Here is a 19,712-nt window from a genome sequence, read left to right as displayed (position 1 = left end):
ACGTGGGGATGAAGAAATCCTTGATGTTCCTGCTGACGGCACTGCTCGTGGTGTCGATGGTGTCGGTCGCATGGGCCGATCACGACAAGGGGAACGGAAAGTCACAGGACCACAAGAAAGGCGGCAAAGGGAACGAAATTTCCCTCGGTGTGGACGTGCTGCTCGGTGATCAGAAAGATTTGATCCGCGGGAAGAAGGTCGGGCTGATCACGAACCCGACCGGCGTGGACAAGGATTTGAACAGCATCGTCGACCTGCTGCACAATGACCCGGAAGTCGAGCTCACGGCCCTTTACGGACCGGAGCACGGCGTCCGCGGGGATGCGCAGGCCGGCCAGTATGTGGAGTATTACATCGACGAGGTGACCGGACTTCCGGTGTACAGCCTTTACGGAAAGACGAGAAAGCCGACGCCGGAAATGCTCGAGGGCGTGGATGTCCTGCTGTTTGACATCCAGGATGTCGGAACCCGCTTCTACACCTACATCTACACGATGGCGCTTGCCATGGAAGCTGCCAATGAGAACGGCATTCCGTTCGTGGTGCTCGACCGGCCAAACCCGCTCGGCGGGGAGAAGGTGGAGGGCCCGGTGCTCGATCCTGAATTTGCATCGTTCGTCGGACAGTATGCAATCCCGCTCCGGCATGGCATGACCGTCGGCGAACTGGCCCGTCTGTTCAACACGGAATTCGGGATCGGGGCAGACCTGACGGTGGTGGAAATGAAGGGATGGAAACGCAAGGCGTACTTTGACGACACCGGATTGCCATTTGTGATGCCGTCTCCGAACATGCCGACACTCGAGACTGCGCTCGTCTATCCGGGCGCCGCCCTGGTGGAAGGAACGAACCTGTCCGAGGGAAGGGGCACGACAAAACCGTTCGAGCTGATCGGCGCCCCGTTCGTGAACAGTACGGAGCTGGCCGCCGCGCTGAACGATCTGCAGCTGCCGGGCGTCAAGTTCCGCGCCGCCTCCTTTACGCCGACGTTCTCGAAGCACTCGGGCAAGCTGTCACACGGCGTGCAGATCCACGTGACGGACCGGGACAAGTACCAGCCGGTCGAAACCGGGCTGCACATCGTGAAAACAGTGCATGACCTGTATCCGGAAGACGTCACGCTGACCGCGTTCTTCGATAACCTGATCGGCAATGGCTGGATCCGGGAAGGGATCGAAAATGGAATGAGCGTGGAGGAAATGAAGGCTCAATGGAAGAATGAGCTGAAGAAATTTGAGAAAGTGAGAAAACAGTATCTGATCTATTGACGGATACCACTTCGGAGTCGTCTGAAAAGGCGATACCTCAGAGAAAAGCAAGGACCTTGGTCGTGTTCCACGAGCCAGCCACCGACCCCTCCGGCATACAGCCGTGCAGGACATCGGCCGGCAGGCTATCGCGGAGACCACCATCGTCCTTGCTTTTTGCATTCTCAAGAAACAACCATTTTCCGTGTACAGGCAAGTTAATCCTGATCTTTCACACTCTCTTTACACTGCAGCAATATTACACAGTTAGAGTTGAATTGTATTGCCTATAACCAGGAGGGATTCCATTGTTATCAGATCAAAGACGTGGTTTACTGGCTCCATTCTTTGCGGTGCTTCTATTCGTCCAGGTTTTGGTTCTGCCAATTACTGCGGCGACACCGGTTGTACATGCAGAAATCGGTGAGGAACATTCACTCGGAACGTTGATTGATGAGTGGTCGAAAACGATCGCGCCCGGGGTGACGGAAACGAACTTGATCCTGGACGGGTCCGGCGGCCGTCAACAGGTTTCTGTGATGGATGTTGATATCGGCATTCCGAGTATCCATCTGCAGGCAGGGATGCCCGATGGAGACCGATTTGGCATGCAGACCGTCCGGCAGCAGGCGGCGGCCGTCTCCGTTCCGGGCCACGTGGTGGTTGGCGGGGTGAACGGTGATTTTTACAACACGGCGAACGGGATGCCAAACGGGACCGTCATCCAGGAAGGAAGGCTATTGAAGGCCGGATCAACCGAATCGTTCGGGATTAAAGCGAATGGGGAAGGAATCATCGGCTACCCGGATGCTTCGTTTTCTGTTGGAATTGGAGGGGAGGAACGGACCCTGAAAGGGATCAATCAGCCGCGCGGTGCCGATGAGTTGGTTGCCTACACATCCGAACAACAGACAACCGGAACAGACGACGGCGGCATCGAGGTGATTGTAAAGGGTATCGAGCGTGATGTCCGAACCATCGGCCAGGTGACCGGCGTCGTCGGGAAAGTGGTACATAACACAGGGGATCAGCCGGTCAATGAAGGAGAGATTGTCCTGTCCGCTGCTGGAGCGGCCGCAGAACATCTGAACGGTCTGAAAACGGGTGATCAAGTGATATTCCATACTAACGTCGACCCTGCATGGAAGGAAGTCACCCAGGCGCTTGGGGGGCAATACATCCTGACAAAAGACGGAGCCCCTGCGTCCATCCGGGAAAACAGCTTCACGACAGCGAAGGCACCGCGGACCGCTGTTGGAATCCGCGAAGACAAAAGTGTTTTCTTCGTGGTAGTGGACGGCCGCCAGCCCAGATTCTCTGAAGGAATTACAATGTTCGAACTCAGAGACCTGATGCTCGAACTGGGGGCGAAAGATGCGCTTAACCTGGACGGAGGCGGGTCCTCCACATTCGTCAGCCGAGAGCCGGGTGATGCGGAACTCACCGTGAAGAACAGCCCATCCGACGGCTATGAGCGCACGGTGGCAAATTCGTTCTTTGTCATCTCCACAGCGGAAGAAGGCAGTCTGAGCCAGCTGGCCGTGAAACCGGATCACTCCCTGATTTTGGCAGGCAGCACACAATCATTCGCTGCCAAAGGAATGGATGCTGCTTATAATCCCGTCGAAGTGAAAACAGTTCCTACCTGGAAGGTTTCTGATCCAACTGCCGGCAGTGTGGATGGCCAAGGCAACTTCACTGCAGGAAATACCGGAATCAGAGGCGAAATCCTTGCGTCGGTTGACGGGGCGGCCGGTTCCTCGGCGATTACTGTGACGGACAAGTTGACAGATTTAAAGTTCGTCCAACAGGCGCTGACTGTAAAGCGGGGTGAACAGGTTTCTCTGGAAACAGCAGCTACGCTCAATGGCCGCAACGTCCATGCCAGTCCCGACCGCTTCAAATGGACAGTAAGCGGAGAGATCGGTTCGGTCGATGACAAGGGAGTCTTCACCGCAGCGGACACAACCGGAAGCGGTACGATCACCGTCTCTCACGGGGATGTTTCCGATACGATGGCCGTGCAAGTCGGAAAAATGCCGGTGATTCTGGAGACGTTTGAAGATGGTCTGGACAAGTGGACAGCCAGCGGGGCACGTTATAACTCTGTGTCCATTGACCAAACGACCTATCCGGAACCCGCCCGCTTCGGAAATCATGCATTGAAATTGAACTATGATTTCATCGGGACGATCGGGACATCCGGTGCTTATGCACATACGAAGGAGCCGGTTGAAATCGAGGGTTACCCGGAAAAGATCGGCATGTGGGTATACGGTGACGGGGCCGGTCACTGGCTCCGTTCCCAGATGCGCGACGGCAATAACAATGCCTTCGCTTTGGACTATGCGACGGACATGGACTGGAAAGGATGGAAGTACGTTGAGGCGGATGTGCCGCCCGGCAAAGAAACTCCGCTTAAGCTCGATTTGGCTGTTCGTTTGATGGAGACGAAAAATGAAAACAAAAATGCAGGGGCCATTTATGTGGACAACATCCGTGCAGTCTACGGGGAGACGGACGATGACCTGATCAATCCCGAACTATCTCAGGAGATGCCGGCTCAGGATGAGGTCTTGGCGACAAATGAATTCAAGATTTCCGTCACCGCAAAAGACGATGAAGGCGGGACCGGCATCAATCCCGAAAGAATCTACATGGATTTGGACGGCATCCGGGTCCAGCATTCATTCAATGAAGAGACAGGGGAAGTTTCCTATGTTCCGGAAGAGGCATTTCTGGACGGATACCATCAAGTCAAAGTTGCTGTCCAGGATCGCTTTGGCAATGAATCAGAAAAGACATGGGTCTTTGAAGTGAATAGCGGAAATGAGGGCGTGAAACCGGTATTTGAAGAAAAGGCTTATGTCGGCAGCCCCTATACAATCGGAATTCAGGGAAGCAGCCTGGAAACGATGGACCGGATCAGCCTGTCGTTCGAGTTCGACCCTGGGCAGCTGGACACAGCATCAGAACTTGCGTTGAACCCGGCCATTTCCGCAAAACATGTTGTGAGAAATGAAATCGATGAACACGGAAGGATCCATCTGGAACTCAAAGGACTGAGCGGCATTTCGGGAATACAAGACATCAATGAATTGGCGGAGATTCCGTTCGTCATTCCGCTCGCCGGAAAAGACGAAGCGACGATCCGGTTTGTCGATGGAGAAGTTCAAGTGGTTGGGGAATCCACATCACGTAAGGTCTTTATGCCGGACATCCGGGCGAACATCGCTGCACACTTGGCAATCGGTATCGACCGGGCTTCCACCGGGTTCAGCTCGAAGATCAAGGTGATGGATGAATCCGGCCGTCCGGTGAAGGATGCGGAAGTGCATGTGGTGTCCCCGGACAGAGAACTGGCCAGGATCAAATCAAAAATTGCTCCTCTGTATGAGAGGCCGGATCAAGCCAGCCCGGTCATCACGGAGCTTGAAAAAAAGGAGTATGCCGTAATCCTGAAGCAGGCCGATGGTTGGCTTGAAGTCGGAACCTCGGGAAGAAACGGTTGGATCCGGGCGGATCAAGCGGTAATCGAGCCTTGGCAACTCGGAAGAACGGACAGCAAAGGAGAGTTCAAAACTGACAAGCTTTCCCTCAATCCCGGCAAGCTGATTGTCCAGGCTGTGAAAGACAAGCGATACAGTCTGCAGACGAATGTTGAGGTGTTAAGCCACCTGGGAACAGGAAAGCCGGAACAGCTGAATCTCACATTCGCTGATCAAGCCAATGCCAGGAACATCACATGGACCACTTCGCCGGCAACAACGGATACGGTCGTGGAGTTTGTGCCTGCCAAGCAGTTTGGACAAAGCGGATTTTCAGGTAAAAAAGTTAAACGCACAAAAGGTAAAAGCGTTCCGCATGCTTTTGATGCAGGCGAGATTCAAGTCCACTCTGCCAAGCTCAAAGGACTGAATCCGCAGGAAGAATACATTTACCGTGCCGGTGACGGTACAGCAGAAGGCTGGAGCGAAGCGGGCAGATTTACGACTGCGCCCAAAAAGGCTGAAGCGTTCAACTTCATCTTGATGGGGGATACACAAGCGCCTCCAAATCAGACGGAACAAGGTTTTGGCCTCTTTACGGACCTGTTCAAAAAGGCGAAGGCCGAATATCCGGATGCTGCCTTTATGATGCATGTTGGCGACATGATCGATGACGGCAATCTCTACTCACACTGGAGCGCATTCTTTGAATCAATGAAGGATCCATCCTTGGCCGCATCAACGCCGATCGTCCCGACGGTCGGCAATCATGAGAATATCGGAAACGGCGTCGAGACATACAGGCAGTTGTTCAAGACGCCGGAGAACGGTCCCGAAGAGTTCAAGGGCACCGTCTACTCCTTTGATTATGGGAATGCCCATTTCGCAGTGCTCAATACAGAAACGACCATTGAAGGGCTCGAGCTGCAAGCTGATTGGCTGAAAGAGAATATGGCCAAATCGAAAAAACAATGGAAAATCGCTGTGTTCCATCGTGCCCCTTATTACTCGAATCCACAAGGGGGAAGCGAAAACGTCCGTGAAATCTTTACAAAAGCGATGGATGACGCGGACATTGATTTGGCGATCTCCGGCCACGATCACGCTTATGTCCGGACGATGCCTTTGAAAAATGGAAAGAAAGAAGATGACGGAACGACCTATCTGATCGCCGGGTCGACCGGAAGTAAATTCTATCCGACCACTCCGCAAGATTATATGGAGAAGTTCTTTGATGAAAAAACACAGATCTATACCAATGTCGCTGTTGAAGATAACAGCATCCGGCTGCTCTCCAAGACGAGGGACGGAAGGATTGTAGATGATTTTACGATAAGTAAATGACGGGTTGAAGCTCCCTGCAGAAAGTCGGCGGGGAGCTTTTTTGTATCTGATGGAGACACAATCCTTTGGGTTTCCCGATCCTTCCTTCCGTACAGTTTTTGGAATCATAGAGTCCGCTCTCACCCTCCTTGACTGCAAATGGACAATAGGATACGGTTGAATGAGTGTCGATAATATTCTGACTTATGAATATGTTCATCTCCGGCACTTGCAACTTTTCGTACTTCCAGCGAAAGGAGGATTGCGGCTTTCTCGCTTTAGACAAACGTTACCATCCATTCTTGACCAAAAAGGAGAGGATTCAGGTTGACGGTTTCAATTCGAGAGAAGTTAGAGGGAAAAGGACTTACCGTGAACAGCGAGCATTTGCCATTGCTCCAGGCCCGTTGGGATGCCATTCAGGATTTAAAGGCGCGGATCGACAGTGCCAATCTGGATGATGCAGACATCAGTCTTGTGAACATTCCTGGGGGTGACCACATTGAATGAAGAACTCATCAAAAAGCCGGTCGAGGAGTTGGCTCCTCTCATCAAGAACAGAGAAGTCTCCTCCCTGGAACTGACAAAAGCAGTGATCGATCACGCAGAATCCTTAAACGAAAAAGTGAACGCCTATGTGAGCTTCCGCCGGGATGAGGCGGAAAAAGAGGCGGAGCAAGCCGACCGGGAGATCGCTTCCGGCCAATATAAAGGGATGTACCACGGCATCCCGATGGCTGTGAAGGACAATATTTATTTAAAAGACGAAGTGACGACCATGTCATCGAAAATACATGGAGAGTTCGTCTCCGATTACGACGCGACGGTCATCACAAAAATGAGAGACGCAGGGATTGTCTTCACAGGCAAGCTGAACATGCACGAATATGCATGGGGCATCACGAATAACAGCCCTCACTTCGGGGCTGTCCGGAATCCATGGAATCTCGATAAAATTCCCGGAGGATCCAGCGGCGGTTCGGGTGCCGGGGTGGCAGCCGATATGACGACGGCCACGCTCGGAACGGATACGGCCGGCTCGATCCGGATTCCGTCCTCTTCGTGCGGAATCGTAGGCCTGAAGCCGACTTTCGGCCGGGTCAGCAAGTACGGCGTCTTCCCGCTCGCCTGGTCATTGGATCACGTCGGACCGATGACCAAAACGGTGAAGGATGCGGCCGGGCTCCTCGAAGTCATCGCCGGCTACGACTCCAATGACCCGACATCGGTCAATGTACCGACCGAACCTTACACGTCAAAACTTACCGGAGAAGTGAAGGGCCTCCGAATCGGCATCTATGAGGAATACTACTTCAAGAATGTGGATTCCGTGGTTGAGGATCAGGTGAGGAAAGCGATCAAGACTCTGGAGGAGATGGGCGCAGAAGTTGTGACGGTCAACATACCGGCGCTGCAGTATGCAGAGTACGCAGAACTTGTGACGTCACTCTCCGAAGCGTCGACCATCCACCACCGCAACCTGATCAAGCGTCCGGATGACTTTGGCGATGACATCCGCCTACTCTTTGAAATGGGAGAGCTTTTCTCGTCCGTCGAATATCTGCAGGCACAGCAGCTGCGCCGCCAGCTGAAGCAGGACTTCCGGAGTGCCTTCGAAAAAGTGGATGTCCTTCTGGCCCCGACGCTCCCTGTGATGCCGCCTGACATCGGCAGCGATTTCGCAGACCTGAACGGAAAACAGGTCGACCTGATCGACAACTTCATCCGTTTCATGGGACCGTGCAACCTCGCGGGGCTTCCGGCCATGACCGTCCCGTGCGGGCTGAACAATGGCATGCCGGTGGGGCTGCAGATCATCGGACCTGCCTTCAGCGAAAGTGTGATCTTGAACACCGGCTTCGCCTTCGAACAGACCAACCCGCTGCAGGGCAAGAGAGCGGGCCTCACCAGTTCGGTTTCCTGACCCTTTCCTCAATAATGGGACGAGCCGAAGGGCAGGGTGAGGCTTGTTTGTAACAAATGATGATCATGAATAGAAAGAACACATTAAACGAACACCCCCCGCTCTCACATTCGTGAAGGCGGGGGGTGTCTCAGATTGTCAGTAATTCAGCTGCTTCTCCGGTGAAGGTGCCGCCGGGGCAGCGAGGCTGTCGGTTTCTTCCGATTCAACAGGTTCCTCATACCGCGTGACTTTCCTTGTATCCGGCGAGAAGATCGAGAGGCAGAGGGACAGCAGGAGTCCGCCGATCATGAAACCGCCGAATACATACGGGGCGGCGCCGTAGTGATCCGCCATCGTCGTCCAGAGCATCGGTCCGAAGCCGACGATGGCCGCAGCGACCTGATAGCCTAGAGACAGTCCGGTGTAGCGGACGTTGGCCGGGAACAGTTCTGAGAAGAAGGTTCCCTGCGTGGAGAAGATGGACGCCCAGATCACGCCGAGCAGGATGATCTGCATCGTCAGGAACCACCCGTTCCCTACAGGGATCATCAGGAAGTAAGGGATGGCCAGCGCCACCATGGCGACCAGTCCGGCGATGTAGATGTTTTTCCGCCCGATGAAGTCGGACAGGTAACCGACGATCGGAATGGTGATGATCATCGTGGCACAGCTGAGCGTCAGTGCCAGGAGTGCTTGGTCGCGCGTGTAGCCGACATACGTGGTGGCATAGACCAGGATGAACGACATTAGAAAGACGTTGAAGAATCCATCGCCCAGCTTGAGGCCGATGATGCGGAACAGGTCTTTCTTGTTGTTGCGGAACAGGTCGGCGACCGGAATTTTGGCGATATCCCCGGATTCTTTTTTCTTCTGGAACTCCGGTGTTTCTTCAATCGTGCTGCGGATCCAGATGGCCAGTACGATCAGGACGGCGCTGAACAGGAACGGGATGCGCCAGCCCCATGCCATGAACTGGGCTTCCGTTGTAAATGCGCTGATGACGGTGAAGCTGAAGGTTCCGAGCACGAGACCGATCGGCACGCCCAGCTGCGGGATGGAGCCAAAGAGACCGCGGAGGCCTTTCCCTGCGGATTCCGTTGCCAGCAGGACGGCGCCGCCCCATTCTCCGCCGAGCGACACCCCCTGGATGAGCCGCAGGATGACGAGCAGGGCAGGGGCCAGCACCCCGACTTGTGCGTACGTCGGAAGGAGCCCGATCAGGAAGGAGCTTCCGCCCATCCCGATGAGCGTCATCATGAGAGAGGCTTTCCGTCCGACCCGGTCCCCGATGTGGCCAAAGATGATGCTTCCGATCGGGCGGGCCGCATAACCGGCACCGAATGTGGCGAAGGCGATCAGGATGGAGATCGCCGGGTCATGCGACGGGAAGAACAGCGTAGAAAATACAAGAGCAGTCGCAGTTCCATAGAGATAGAAGTCGTACCATTCAATGACAGAGCCCGAGAGACTGGCCAGCAGCACTTTGCCTTTTTTCATAAGCTCTCCTTCTTCCTTTGTATGGGATAGGGTGGCGCCGGATTGTTCATTGCAGCACGGATTGTCGGATCAGGTGTTTTTGAATTTTGCCGACCGCAGTTCGGGGGAAGTCCTCCACGATATCGATTGTGTCCGGCACTTTGAAGTTGGCGAGCCGCTCCCGGCAAAACGCGATCAATTCCCCGGAAGTGGCTTCAGCTCCGGCGTGCAGGATGACGAATGCCTTGATGGACTCGTCTTTGATCGGGTCCGGTACACCGACAACGGCTGCTTCGTACACAGCCGCATGATCGGTGAGCACACTCTCGACCTCTCCCGCAGCCACGTTTTCCCCGGATCGTTTGATCATGTCTTTCAGCCGGTCCACAAAATAGAAGTTGCCGTCATCCCCGAGCCTGGCGTTGTCGCCGGTCATCAACCAACCATCCCGGACGGCCGCTTCGGTCGCCTCCGGATTTTTGAAATACCCTTTCATGATTGTCCGCCCCGGGGTGCCCTTTACCGCAATCTGTCCGGCGCTCCCTTCCTGAACTTCCTTGCCTGCTTCATCAATCAGCTTCACTTCATAGCCGAGTGTGGGCCGGCCGATGCTCAAATTATTGGGCATGGAATAAGGCTGGTTCATGAGAGGGATGCCCACGGTCTCGGTCATTCCATAAAGCTGATAAAGGCGGGTGTCATACCGGGATTCGAACTCATCGAGTTCCTGCCGGCCGACTGACTGGGCAAACAGGATGAGGCGAAGCGGATTGTCCCTGTCTGCAGGATCATAGTCCTTTGACAAAATCATGCGGATCGGGGCGGCGAATAGGGAGCCGACCGTCCCGCCGAGTGCCTTGGCCTGCTTGAAGTAACGGGAGGCGCTGAACCGTTCCGTCAGGGCGATGCTTCCGCCGGCAATGAGCGCAGGCATGCACGTATAGTACTGAGCGTTGCCGTGGAACATCGGAAGAACGGTGAACGTCCGGTCCTCCGGCGTCAGACCGATAGTCTTGGACATCAGCTCCCCGGTGAAAATATAGTTTGCGTTTGTGACCTGGACGCCTTTTGGCCTGGAAGTCGTCCCGGATGTGTAAAGCATGCCGACCACGTCTTCCGGATGGACTTCCGGAAGAGGCATATGCAAATCCCGTCCTTCAAGGACGAGCTGTTCAAAGCTGAGTGTGTGGTCGGGGCCTTTTGAGCGGGTAACGATCGTATGCCGCACAGCCGGTATTTCATTTTTGATCGTGTCGAATTTCGCCAAGTGTTCCTCTTCTGTGATCAGAAGGACGGAGTCTGAGTGTGTAATCAGGTATTTCATCTCGTCTGCCGTGGACAGGATATTGGTCGGCACCATGACCGCCCCCAGCTCTGCGGCCGCGAACCAGATGGCCAGGAATTCCGGATTGTTCGGCAGATGAACTGTGAAATGGTCGCCTTTTCGAATGCCGAGATTGAAAAGCGAGCGGCTGAAGCTGATCACGTCAGAAAAAAATTCAGCATAGGTTTTGGTGATCCGAATGCCTGTTGCGTCTTCAAAAACAATGAATGCCTTCTCCGGATAACGCCCGGCCTGTTCACGCAACACCTGAGGCAACGTTCGGTTTCCGATGATGTCCATCTACTGACCTCCTAAAATAAAGCGCTTTCAATCATGCGAAAATCTTCCATAGACCGCAGTCTTAGACTATAGTCTATATATAATCAGAATTCAAAAACGATGTCAATAATATTTTGAATAATCCGCATAAGAAAGAACGGAGAGTGGAGAAATGGTCAACGGGAACCGGCAAAGCCAAGCGGAACAGACCAAACAGCGCCTGTTTGAGACGGCATTGGAGCTTTTCAAGGAAAAGGGATTCGACCAGGTCAGTGTCGATGAAATCGTGCAGAAGAGCAACAGCTCCAAAGGGGCATTCTACGGTCACTTTAAATCCAAATACGGGATTTTCATTGAGAAATTCAAAGAGATTGATCATTTCTATGAAGAGTATGTCGGACAGATTCCTGAAGACCGGTCATTTAAAGAGAAAGTCCTTCTATTGTTTGAAGGACAGATGAACTATCTGGAACATGTACTCGGCAAGGACTTGATGAGGACGGTCTATATCAGCGGTCTGAACGAGACGGATGAAAACTTCTTCTCCAACTCGGAGCGCAGCCTGTACCGGATCGTCCGGGGACTTATCGGGGAAGCGATCGAAAGAGGCGAACTACGCCGGGATGCGGATCCCCGCCAGCTCACCTGGCTCATCACCCGTTGCATGCGCGGCACTCTTTATGACTGGCATGCATTCGGCGATACATTTGATCTGCAGAAAGAGAGCAAGGAATTTATTGAGCTGTTTTTGGATGGATTGATGGGGCGATATGGAGTGGCAGGACAACGGGGAAAGTGAATGGAACCCGGAAATTCAAGAGGCAAATCTAATTGCATAGCTGATGAAAAGCCCCCCGGTCGCAGACTGGGGGGCTTTAAAATGCCGTAAACCGAAAACTGGAAATCAGTCGATGTTATAAGCATTTAGGATGGAGCGGTAGAGGATATCGGCTCCGTTGATTAAGGCTTCTTGATTGAAGGTCATTTTCGGATGATGGAGACCGGGCCCGAGTCCACAACCGAGACCGACCATTGTCGCTTTCAGGTTTGGATTATTCACAGAGTAATAATGGAAGTCGTCTCCTCCGGGCGTTAAGAGCGGCGGATCAACATTTTCGGGACCGAGTACATCAGCGATCGACTGCTGCATTATATCGATCGCCTCTTGATGATTCTCTGCCGCGACAACTCCGCATGTATTTGTAATCTGGATATTGGCTCCATTTAGATTCTTGATCGAATCAAGGATGCCTTCCACCCTTGCGGTGAGTTCGTCCATCAGTTCGTTGGTCTGGGCCCTCAGATCCAGGGAGAATGTTGCGTTCCCGGGAATGATATTCACATTTTTTCCGCCGGATTGGAGCTGGGTCATCTTCACGGAATGCGGTATGCGGGGATCTAGATGGATCTGCTGGATCATAGCTATTATCTGTGCTGCGACTTCAATCGCGTTGATGTTTTGGTGCGGCCGGGCACCGTGGGCATCGTGGCCTGTAATTTTGGCTTGATACATTTTTGTCGCACCGTGGACGATGGCCGGAGTTGCATGTCCCGTTCTTGTTTCCTGCTCGGGCCGGAGATGAATTCCGAACAGATAATCAACATCTTCGGTGACACCCTTTTCAACAAATTTCAATGCGCCAGCAACTTTTTCTTCAGCAGGCTGGAATATGAATTTAACTGCAATTTGCTCTTTCAGGTGAGGCTCATTCTGCAGTCTCCAAAGCACCCCGAGCACCATGGCCATATGGGCATCATGACCGCACGAATGATTCGCACGGAAAGATCCGTCCACTTCCTGCCAAAGTGCATCCATATCCGCCCTTACGGCGACTATGGGCAAACCCTTATCAAAATCCCCATACTTCCCGATCACGCCTGTGCAATCATCAAATGTGATGGTCTCGCAGTCATTCTCTTCGAGGATTTCCCGGATAAATTGTGTTGTGTTCACTTCCTCCCAACTGATCTCCGGATTTTCATGCAAATAACTGAAGGCCTCTTCTACTTGCTCCTTAATCGAAGTCGTAATGGTCATTTTTTTCCTCCCCGTCTTTGATGAAATATTTATAAGAAGCCGGCGTGACGCCTTTCTCTTCAATCTGGTTGGCGGCTTCCGCCAAGATGGAATTGATGACCGATAATGTGACGGGCCCTTTTCTGAGAAGAGAGGCCCGTCCCAGGCGGATCAACACAATATGGTCTGCATACTGAACCACAGGAGAAACGTGGGAATCGGTGATCACGATGACGGTGATTCCTTTGTTCTTCGCCTCTTTGACAAACCGGATCGTATCCATGGCATACCGGTAAAACGAAAATACGATGACGCAGGAATTAGGCGGAGTCAGATCCAGGAGGCGGGCATCGGTTTCCGGGCGATAGAGATGAGCGTTCCCTGTAATGTAGTTGAGATTGAAAAACAACCAGTATGCGAAAGCGTTGGATTGGTAGTAGCCGACAACGATGACGCGCTCGCTTTTGATGATTCGCTCAACGACCGACGATAATTCACTCGTATTGAGTTGTTGAAGATTGGACTCGATCAAATCAAGATCACCCCGGATGTTGGTTGTAAATGGGGTGGGTACGTAATCATCCAGAGGTATAGGTGAATCAAACTTTAGCATTTCTTGCTTTAATGTTTCCTGCAATTGGCTGAATCCATCGTATCCAAGCGCTTTGCAAAATCTGATGACCATCGTCTCGCTGACACCCGTGATACTCCCGATTTGTTTCGCAGGGTGGATTACAAAAGAGTACGGATCGTGCAGGAGAGCCTCGGCTACTTTTTTCATTCCTTTGGTTAAAGAAGGAAATACTTTTTCTGTTCTAGTAATATATTCCGGAGTCATTGAATCACCTTTTAAAGTTTTTGCAACATTTGACCTTGAAATGAATTATACGCTTCACTATAATTCATTACAAGTGGTAATATTCAGACTAGAGTGTGTATTGCCAACTAAAACATAAGGGGTGGAATGGAAGTGAAGTTCAGAAAAAGAGGAGTGGGATTGCTGGTCATGGCGGCTGTTCTCGCATTATCTGCCTGTTCAAAGAATGATGCCGAGTCGCCTGAATCCTCGGGGGCAGATAAAGCAGTGCAAACCGGAGGGACACTGGAGGTCGCGTACCCGACACAGCCGCAATCGCTGGATCCCCATGGCACCACCGCTGAAGCGACGCGCGATGCTGCCAAGGTCATTTATGAAGGCCTCGTAACGATCAACGACAATTACGAGGTGATCCCGCAATTGGCAGACTCATTCGAAGTCAGTGAAGACAATAAGAAAGTCACTTTTAAGCTTCGTGAAGGTGTTCCGTTCCATAACGGAAAAGAGATGACTTCAGAAGATGTGGTCGCCTCCATGGTGAAGTGGAGTGAGAACAAGCCGGAACTCGGCGAACATGAATGGATCGCTGTGGACGACTACACGGTTGAACTGAATATGTCCCAGCCGTCCTCGCTTGTTATGCACTTCCTGGCGGACGTGGGCAACCTTGCTGCCGTCATGCCGAAAGAAGTAGCCGAGAGCGCAGAGGCAACCGGAGCAAAAGAGTACATCGGTACTGGGCCGTTTGAATTCGTCGAGTGGAAGCAAGATGAAATGATCAAGTTCAAGAAGTTCGAGGACTATGCCCAGGATGAGGACGAGGCAAATGGTCTTGGAGGGAAAAAGGAAGCTTTGGTTGATGAGATCAACTGGCGCTTTGTGCCGGATGCTTCCACCCGGGTAAATGGACTGATCAGCGGACAATACCAATTTGCTCATATGCTCAACTATGACTCAATCCCGCAAGTTGAAAATAATCCGCAGGTTGAAGTGGATGTATGGCCGTACGGAATTGAAGGATTGGTGTTCAACAAAAAAGAAGGGCTCTTCAAGGATGTCAAGGCACGGCAGGCCGTTAACAATGCTCTTGATATGGACGTGATCATGAGCTCAGCGTTTACCGGCAAAGATTACTATGAGCTTGATCCAAGCCTCTTCCTCGAAAGCCAGACCGACTGGTATACAGATGCCGGCAAGGAAAACTACAACCCGAAAGATCCGGAAAAAGCAAAACAGTTGTTGGCTGAAGCAGGCTATAACGGCGAAGAAGTCGTTATTCTGACAAGCCGGGACTATGAACACCACTATAATGCGGCCGTTGCAACCCAGCAAATGCTTGAAAAGGCCGGGATGAACGTGAAGCTTGACGTGTATGACTGGCCGACATTGCTGGAGCGGAGGGATGATCCGTCTGCCTACGACATCTTCTATACAGGGTTCTCCACTTCGTTCACCCCACATCAGTATGTATTCCTGGATTCAGGGACACAGTGGCCGGGATGGACGGAAGACCCTGAAATAGACCGTCTTCTGGATGAGATCAATGCTGCCGCTTCACAGGAAGAAGCCCATGATCTGTACGCACAATTGCAGGAGGAAATGTGGGAATACCTCCCGATCATCAACACAGGGAAGAATTCCCGGGTGTCCGGATACTCTAAAGATCTTAAAGGTTACACCAATCTGTCCGGCCCGAACTTCTGGAACGTGTCCATCAATAAGTAAGTTGAGAGAGGCAGAATTCATGATTGGATAATTGGCCGGTTTGTCACGGAATGAGGCAGAAGACAAGGACCCATTTTGAACTCTCCTGAACAGGAGACTAGTCCTTGTCTTTTCCTTTTTCATGTTGGCATTGTGTGTTCTGCCGGAAGTCCTTTCATCCTGCCGACTTTATACCTGGAAGAGGGGAGTAACTTTGAAGGCGTATATTATCAAGCGTTTACTATCGATGATTCCGGTTCTCCTCATCGTTGCAATGTTTGTTTTCTTTCTGATCCACATGATTCCGGGTGACCCTGCTGCTGTCATGCTGGGGCCTGAGGCAACCCCTGAAGAAGTGGCGGCCCTCCGGGACAATATGGGGTTAAATCTCCCGATCTACGAGCAATTTTTCAACTGGTTCACAGACGTTGCCCGGGGCAATCTCGGAGATTCCCTTTACATGAACGTACCGGTCATGGATGCTTTCGTCAGTCATTTGGGACCGACCCTTTCCCTTGCTCTGCTCGCTCAAGGTTTTTCCATCCTGATTGCAATTCCGATCGGCGTATTGGCAGCGAGGAAGCGGGGAACCGGGGTTGATCGGACGTTCATGATCATTGCAATGCTCGGAATGTCGATTCCCAGTTTTCTTTTGGCCCTTCTCCTGATGCTGGTTTTCGGTGTGCGGCTGAACTGGCTGCCAGTGGCCGGATATTCCTCATTGGCTGAAGGTGTCTGGCAACATGTGAAGTTCCTTATTCTACCTGCAATTTCATTGGGCGCCATCCAGGCCGCGGTAATTGCGCGGATGACCCGCTCGTCCATGATCGATATCCTGAGCATGAACTTTATCAAAACCGCCAAAGCCAAAGGTCTCAAGCAAAAGGTGGTCATCTACAAACACGCATTCAGAAATGCATTGATCCCGATTCTGACGATCTTGGGAGAGACGTTCGGCGCCTTGATCACAGGTGCCGTCGTAACAGAGACGGTATTTAACCTGCCGGGACTGGGCCAGCTGGTGATCAATGCGATCACACGCAGGGACTATGCGGTGATCCAGGGAACGATTCTCATGATCGCCGTGACTTATCTGTTCCTGAATCTGATCATTGACCTCCTCTATGGCCTCGTCGATCCGAGAGTACGGCTAAGTCGGAAATGAATGGAGGGCTAAACTATGGTCATTACGAATGACGCTCAAGTCAACGAACTTTCTTTACTGGAGAAGAATGTCAAGAAGGAACGGCGCAAGCTTTTGGTCAAACGCTTCGTGTCCAACAAAACCTTGGTGACCGGAACGGCGATGCTGGTCTTTCTGACTCTGTTCTCCTTTGCCGGTCCGCTCATCAGCCAGTTTTCGCCCCTCGACATTGACCCGGCAAACCGGCTGCAAGGTCCGACTGCAGAGCATTGGTTTGGTACGGACAACTTTGGCAGGGACCTGTTCAGCCGGGTTGCAAGCGGTGCTCAAGTATCGATGGGCGTCGGACTGTCGGTGGCTGTCCTGACGGCGATCATTGGCATGGTGATCGGCCTCTATGCGGCCTATTATTCGATCCTGGATCACGTTCTCATGAGATTCAGTGATGCCCTGATGGCTTTTCCGGATATTTTGCTGGCGATCGCGATCATGGCGGTTCTGGGACCTCAGCCGGTCAACGTTGTGATTGCCGTGACGCTTGCGAAAATCCCGGTGGTTGCCCGGATCGTCCGTTCCTCGGCACTGGTCATCAAGGAGCAGACGTATATCGAGGCAATGAGGGCTCAGGGGGCCAGTTCCTGGAGGATTATATGGAGGCATATTTTACCGAATACCGTCTCTCCGCTGATTGTCCAGGTCACCTATGTGTTTGCCATTGCAATTATTTTGGAAGCGGCGCTCAGCTTCCTGGGCGCAGGCGTGCCGGCACCGGACCCGAGCTGGGGCAACATCCTGTTTGACGGGAAAATCGTCATTTACAACGCATGGTGGATGACAGTATTCCCGGGGGCATTCATCGTTTTAGCCGTGCTCGCATTGAACCTGTTCGGGGATGGCCTGCGTGATCTGCTGGATCCTCACTCAAACAAAGCGATCAAGGAATAAAACAGATTTACCGGACCGAGTCCATTGCCAAAGGAGGTTAGTGCGATGTCCCATCCATTATTGGAAGTCAAGGAATTGAAGACCCGTTTCTCTACCGAAAAGGGAACGATCACAGCCGTGGATGGCGTGACGTTCAATGTGGACTACGGAGAGACCCTGGGCGTTGTCGGAGAGTCGGGGTGCGGAAAGAGCGTGACCGCCGAATCGATCATGCGCCTTCTGAATGAGAAATCAACAAAATATGGCGGAGAAATTCTCTACAAGGGCAGGGATTTGCTCTCTCTTCCGGAAAGCAAAATGCTGGATATCCGCGGCAATGAAATTTCTATGATATTTCAAGACGCGATGACTTCCTTGAATCCCGTCTTTACAATTGGTGACCAAATTGCAGAATCCATCGTTGTCCACCAGAAACTCAGCAAAAAGGAAGCGATGAAGAAAGCGGTCGAAATGCTGCGGGTTACCGGGATTCCCTCACCGGAAAAGCGGATTCACGAATATCCTCATGAAATCTCAGGCGGGATGCGGCAACGGGTCATGATTGCCATGGCGTTGTCCTGCCAGCCGAGTCTGCTTATTGCGGATGAGCCAACGACCGCACTTGATGTGACCATTCAGGCGCAGATCCTGGAAGTGATAAACGAGTTGAAAGAGGAACTGAATATGGGGGTCATCATGATCACACATGACCTGGGCGTTGTCGCGGAAGTTTGTACGCGTGTGGCAGTCATGTACCTGGGACAGGTGATCGAAGAAGCGGATGTCGATACTTTGTTTGACAGTCCCCGTCACCCCTACACGAGAGGATTGCTTCAGTCCATCCCGAAAATCAATGGAGACCGGGAACAGAAGCTTCATACGATCAAGGGGGTTGTGCCTGCACTGGATAATGTTCCAAAAGGCTGCCGCTTTGCACCGAGGTGTTCATTTGCAACAGAGAAGTGTCTCGAAGAAGCGCCGGTGCTCGATGAGTTGCCAAACGGGCAGAAGGTCAGATGCTGGCATCATGCGAGGATAAAAGAGAGGGAGGACGTACCTGATGCTATTGAAGCAACATGATAAGGAATCTTTGCAAAGAGACAATTCCGTTTTACAGGTACGGAACTTAAAGAAATACTTCCCGATCGCCTCTCCGTTTGGCCGGGTCAGCGGCCATGTCAAGGCAGTGGAAAGTGTCAGCTTTGACTTGTTTGAATCCCGGACACTTGGACTGGTGGGTGAGTCCGGTTGCGGGAAGAGTACAACCGGAAGGTCCATTTTGCGCCTGATCGAGCCTTCGGATGGTTCCGTCATTTACAAGGGTGAAGATGTTCTCAAGCTAAAACAGAAACAGTTCCAGAAATATCGTCGTGAGATGCAGATGGTCTTCCAGGATCCCCATTCATCCCTGAATCCTAAAAAGCGGATTGGGGAACTGATTGAGGAGCCGATGGAGATCCATAAGATCGGGACGAAATCGGAACGCATGGAACGGGCGATGGACTTGTTGAGGCGGACCGGCATAAGGGAAGATCAGTATTTCCGGTTCCCCCATGAATTTTCCGGCGGCCAGCGGCAACGGATCGGAATCGCACGGGCACTTGCCGTGGATCCTTCCGTTATTGTCCTGGACGAACCTGTATCGGCACTGGATGTTTCCATTCAGTCCCAAGTGCTGAACCTGCTGGAAGAAATACAGGATGAGTTCAAATTATCATACCTGTTCATCTCCCACGATTTAAGTGTGGTCCGCCACATCGCCGATGAGATCGGGGTCATGTACTTAGGCCATATGGTTGAGAAGGCCCCGACGGATGATCTGTTCGCCAATCCGCTCCATCCGTATACCCAAGCATTGCTGTCGGCCATACCGATCCCCGACAGAAAGCAAAGGAGAGAGCGGATCATCATCAAGGGAGACGTGCCTTCTCCGATCGACCCGCCAAAAGGCTGTGTGTTCCATACGAGATGTCCGTTCGCCATGGAGCAATGCAAAACAGTGACGCCGGTGATGCAGCAGCATTCGACAGGGCATGAAGTGGCCTGCCATCTATATTGAAAAG

The 19,712-nt window shown here is 52.3% G+C and carries 14 protein-coding genes; 10 read left to right on the top strand and 4 right to left on the bottom strand.

The genetic code is table 11. From position 1 onward, the window contains the following. Positions 1-8: 8 nt before the first annotated feature. The 4 genes from B0B07_RS04415 to B0B07_RS04400 all read left to right on the top strand — a co-directional run bounded on the left by B0B07_RS04415 (position 9) and on the right by B0B07_RS04400 (position 7,982). On the top strand, positions 9-1,268 hold the full coding sequence (locus B0B07_RS04415) for an exo-beta-N-acetylmuramidase NamZ family protein (RefSeq protein ID WP_076757509.1): 1,260 nt from the start codon (positions 9-11) through the stop codon (positions 1,266-1,268). Positions 1,269-1,555: 287 nt separating this feature from the next. Then, entirely contained in the window at positions 1,556-6,079 is a 4,524-nt protein-coding gene (locus B0B07_RS04410) for a phosphodiester glycosidase family protein (protein ID WP_144264286.1), read from the top strand. 306 nt (positions 6,080-6,385) lie between these two features. After that, positions 6,386-6,568, top strand: a complete 183-nt coding sequence (locus B0B07_RS04405; RefSeq protein WP_076757126.1) for a hypothetical protein — start codon at positions 6,386-6,388, stop codon at positions 6,566-6,568. Then, the gene (locus B0B07_RS04400) at positions 6,561-7,982 is read left to right on the top strand and encodes an amidase (protein WP_076757125.1); all 1,422 of its coding nucleotides are present in this window, start codon (positions 6,561-6,563) and stop codon (positions 7,980-7,982) included. The genes B0B07_RS04405 and B0B07_RS04400 overlap by 8 nt, the downstream gene beginning before the upstream one ends. A 138-nt stretch (positions 7,983-8,120) precedes the next feature. Here the strand turns inward: B0B07_RS04400 and B0B07_RS04395 are convergent, their stop codons facing one another. Together B0B07_RS04395 and B0B07_RS04390 are read right to left on the bottom strand one after the other, a co-directional pair. After that, positions 8,121-9,461 (bottom strand): MFS transporter, encoded by a 1,341-nt coding sequence (locus tag B0B07_RS04395; RefSeq protein WP_076757124.1) that lies wholly within the window; start codon positions 9,459-9,461, stop codon positions 8,121-8,123. A 46-nt stretch (positions 9,462-9,507) separates the two neighbouring features. Beyond that, entirely contained in the window at positions 9,508-11,064 is a 1,557-nt protein-coding gene (locus tag B0B07_RS04390) for an AMP-binding protein (protein WP_076757123.1), read from the bottom strand. Between the two features lie 151 nt (positions 11,065-11,215). On the opposite strand from B0B07_RS04390, the gene B0B07_RS04385 reads away from it, so the two are divergent. Next, complete coding sequence (locus B0B07_RS04385; RefSeq protein ID WP_076757122.1) at positions 11,216-11,842, top strand: TetR/AcrR family transcriptional regulator; 627 nt, start codon at positions 11,216-11,218, stop codon at positions 11,840-11,842. Positions 11,843-11,947: 105 nt separating this feature from the next. On the opposite strand, the gene B0B07_RS04380 is transcribed toward B0B07_RS04385, so the two are convergent. Together B0B07_RS04380 and B0B07_RS04375 are read right to left on the bottom strand one after the other, a co-directional pair. Further along, on the bottom strand, positions 11,948-13,081 hold the full coding sequence (locus tag B0B07_RS04380; protein WP_076757121.1) for a M20 peptidase aminoacylase family protein: 1,134 nt from the start codon (positions 13,079-13,081) through the stop codon (positions 11,948-11,950). Next, positions 13,059-13,898, bottom strand: a complete 840-nt coding sequence (locus B0B07_RS04375) for a MurR/RpiR family transcriptional regulator (protein WP_076757120.1) — start codon at positions 13,896-13,898, stop codon at positions 13,059-13,061. The genes B0B07_RS04380 and B0B07_RS04375 overlap by 23 nt, the downstream gene beginning before the upstream one ends. Positions 13,899-14,030: 132 nt before the next feature. On the opposite strand from B0B07_RS04375, the gene B0B07_RS04370 reads away from it, so the two are divergent. The 5 genes from B0B07_RS04370 to B0B07_RS04350 all read left to right on the top strand — a co-directional run bounded on the left by B0B07_RS04370 (position 14,031) and on the right by B0B07_RS04350 (position 19,708). Next, on the top strand, positions 14,031-15,602 hold the full coding sequence (locus B0B07_RS04370) for an ABC transporter substrate-binding protein (RefSeq protein WP_234982241.1): 1,572 nt from the start codon (positions 14,031-14,033) through the stop codon (positions 15,600-15,602). A 193-nt stretch (positions 15,603-15,795) separates the two neighbouring features. Further along, positions 15,796-16,746, top strand: coding sequence for an ABC transporter permease (locus B0B07_RS04365; RefSeq protein ID WP_076757118.1), 951 nt, complete (start codon positions 15,796-15,798; stop codon positions 16,744-16,746). A 15-nt stretch (positions 16,747-16,761) separates the two neighbouring features. Beyond that, positions 16,762-17,670: an ABC transporter permease gene (locus tag B0B07_RS04360; RefSeq protein ID WP_076757117.1), complete on the top strand. Its 909-nt coding sequence runs from the start codon at positions 16,762-16,764 to the stop codon at positions 17,668-17,670. A 45-nt stretch (positions 17,671-17,715) separates the two neighbouring features. After that, positions 17,716-18,729 carry an ABC transporter ATP-binding protein gene (locus B0B07_RS04355; protein WP_076757116.1) on the top strand — a complete coding sequence of 338 codons (1,014 nt, stop codon included), beginning with the start codon at positions 17,716-17,718 and terminating at the stop codon, positions 18,727-18,729. Beyond that, complete coding sequence (locus B0B07_RS04350; protein WP_076757115.1) at positions 18,710-19,708, top strand: ABC transporter ATP-binding protein; 999 nt, start codon at positions 18,710-18,712, stop codon at positions 19,706-19,708. Before B0B07_RS04355 ends, B0B07_RS04350 begins: the two co-directional genes overlap by 20 nt. The last annotated feature ends 4 nt before the right edge of the window (positions 19,709-19,712 follow it).

The organism is Edaphobacillus lindanitolerans, assembly GCF_900156305.1.
In the GTDB taxonomy this organism is placed as follows: domain Bacteria; phylum Bacillota; class Bacilli; order Bacillales_A; family Planococcaceae; genus Bhargavaea; species Bhargavaea lindanitolerans.
This window is presented reverse-complemented; position numbering and strand designations above follow the sequence as displayed.

Excerpts from the sequence above, each read along its gene's own strand:
- B0B07_RS04415 (WP_076757509.1), top strand. The coding sequence starts at position 9 with ATGAAGAAATCCTTGATGTTCCTGCTGACGGCACTGCTCGTGGTGTCG.
- B0B07_RS04395 (WP_076757124.1), bottom strand. The coding sequence starts at position 9,461 with ATGAAAAAAGGCAAAGTGCTGCTGGCCAGTCTCTCGGGCTCTGTCATT.
- B0B07_RS04390 (WP_076757123.1), bottom strand. The coding sequence starts at position 11,064 with ATGGACATCATCGGAAACCGAACGTTGCCTCAGGTGTTGCGTGAACAG.
- B0B07_RS04385 (WP_076757122.1), top strand. The coding sequence starts at position 11,216 with ATGGTCAACGGGAACCGGCAAAGCCAAGCGGAACAGACCAAACAGCGC.
- B0B07_RS04380 (WP_076757121.1), bottom strand. The coding sequence starts at position 13,081 with ATGACCATTACGACTTCGATTAAGGAGCAAGTAGAAGAGGCCTTCAGT.
- B0B07_RS04375 (WP_076757120.1), bottom strand. The coding sequence starts at position 13,898 with ATGACTCCGGAATATATTACTAGAACAGAAAAAGTATTTCCTTCTTTA.
- B0B07_RS04360 (WP_076757117.1), top strand. The coding sequence starts at position 16,762 with ATGGTCATTACGAATGACGCTCAAGTCAACGAACTTTCTTTACTGGAG.
- B0B07_RS04355 (WP_076757116.1), top strand. The coding sequence starts at position 17,716 with ATGTCCCATCCATTATTGGAAGTCAAGGAATTGAAGACCCGTTTCTCT.
- B0B07_RS04350 (WP_076757115.1), top strand. The coding sequence starts at position 18,710 with ATGCTATTGAAGCAACATGATAAGGAATCTTTGCAAAGAGACAATTCC.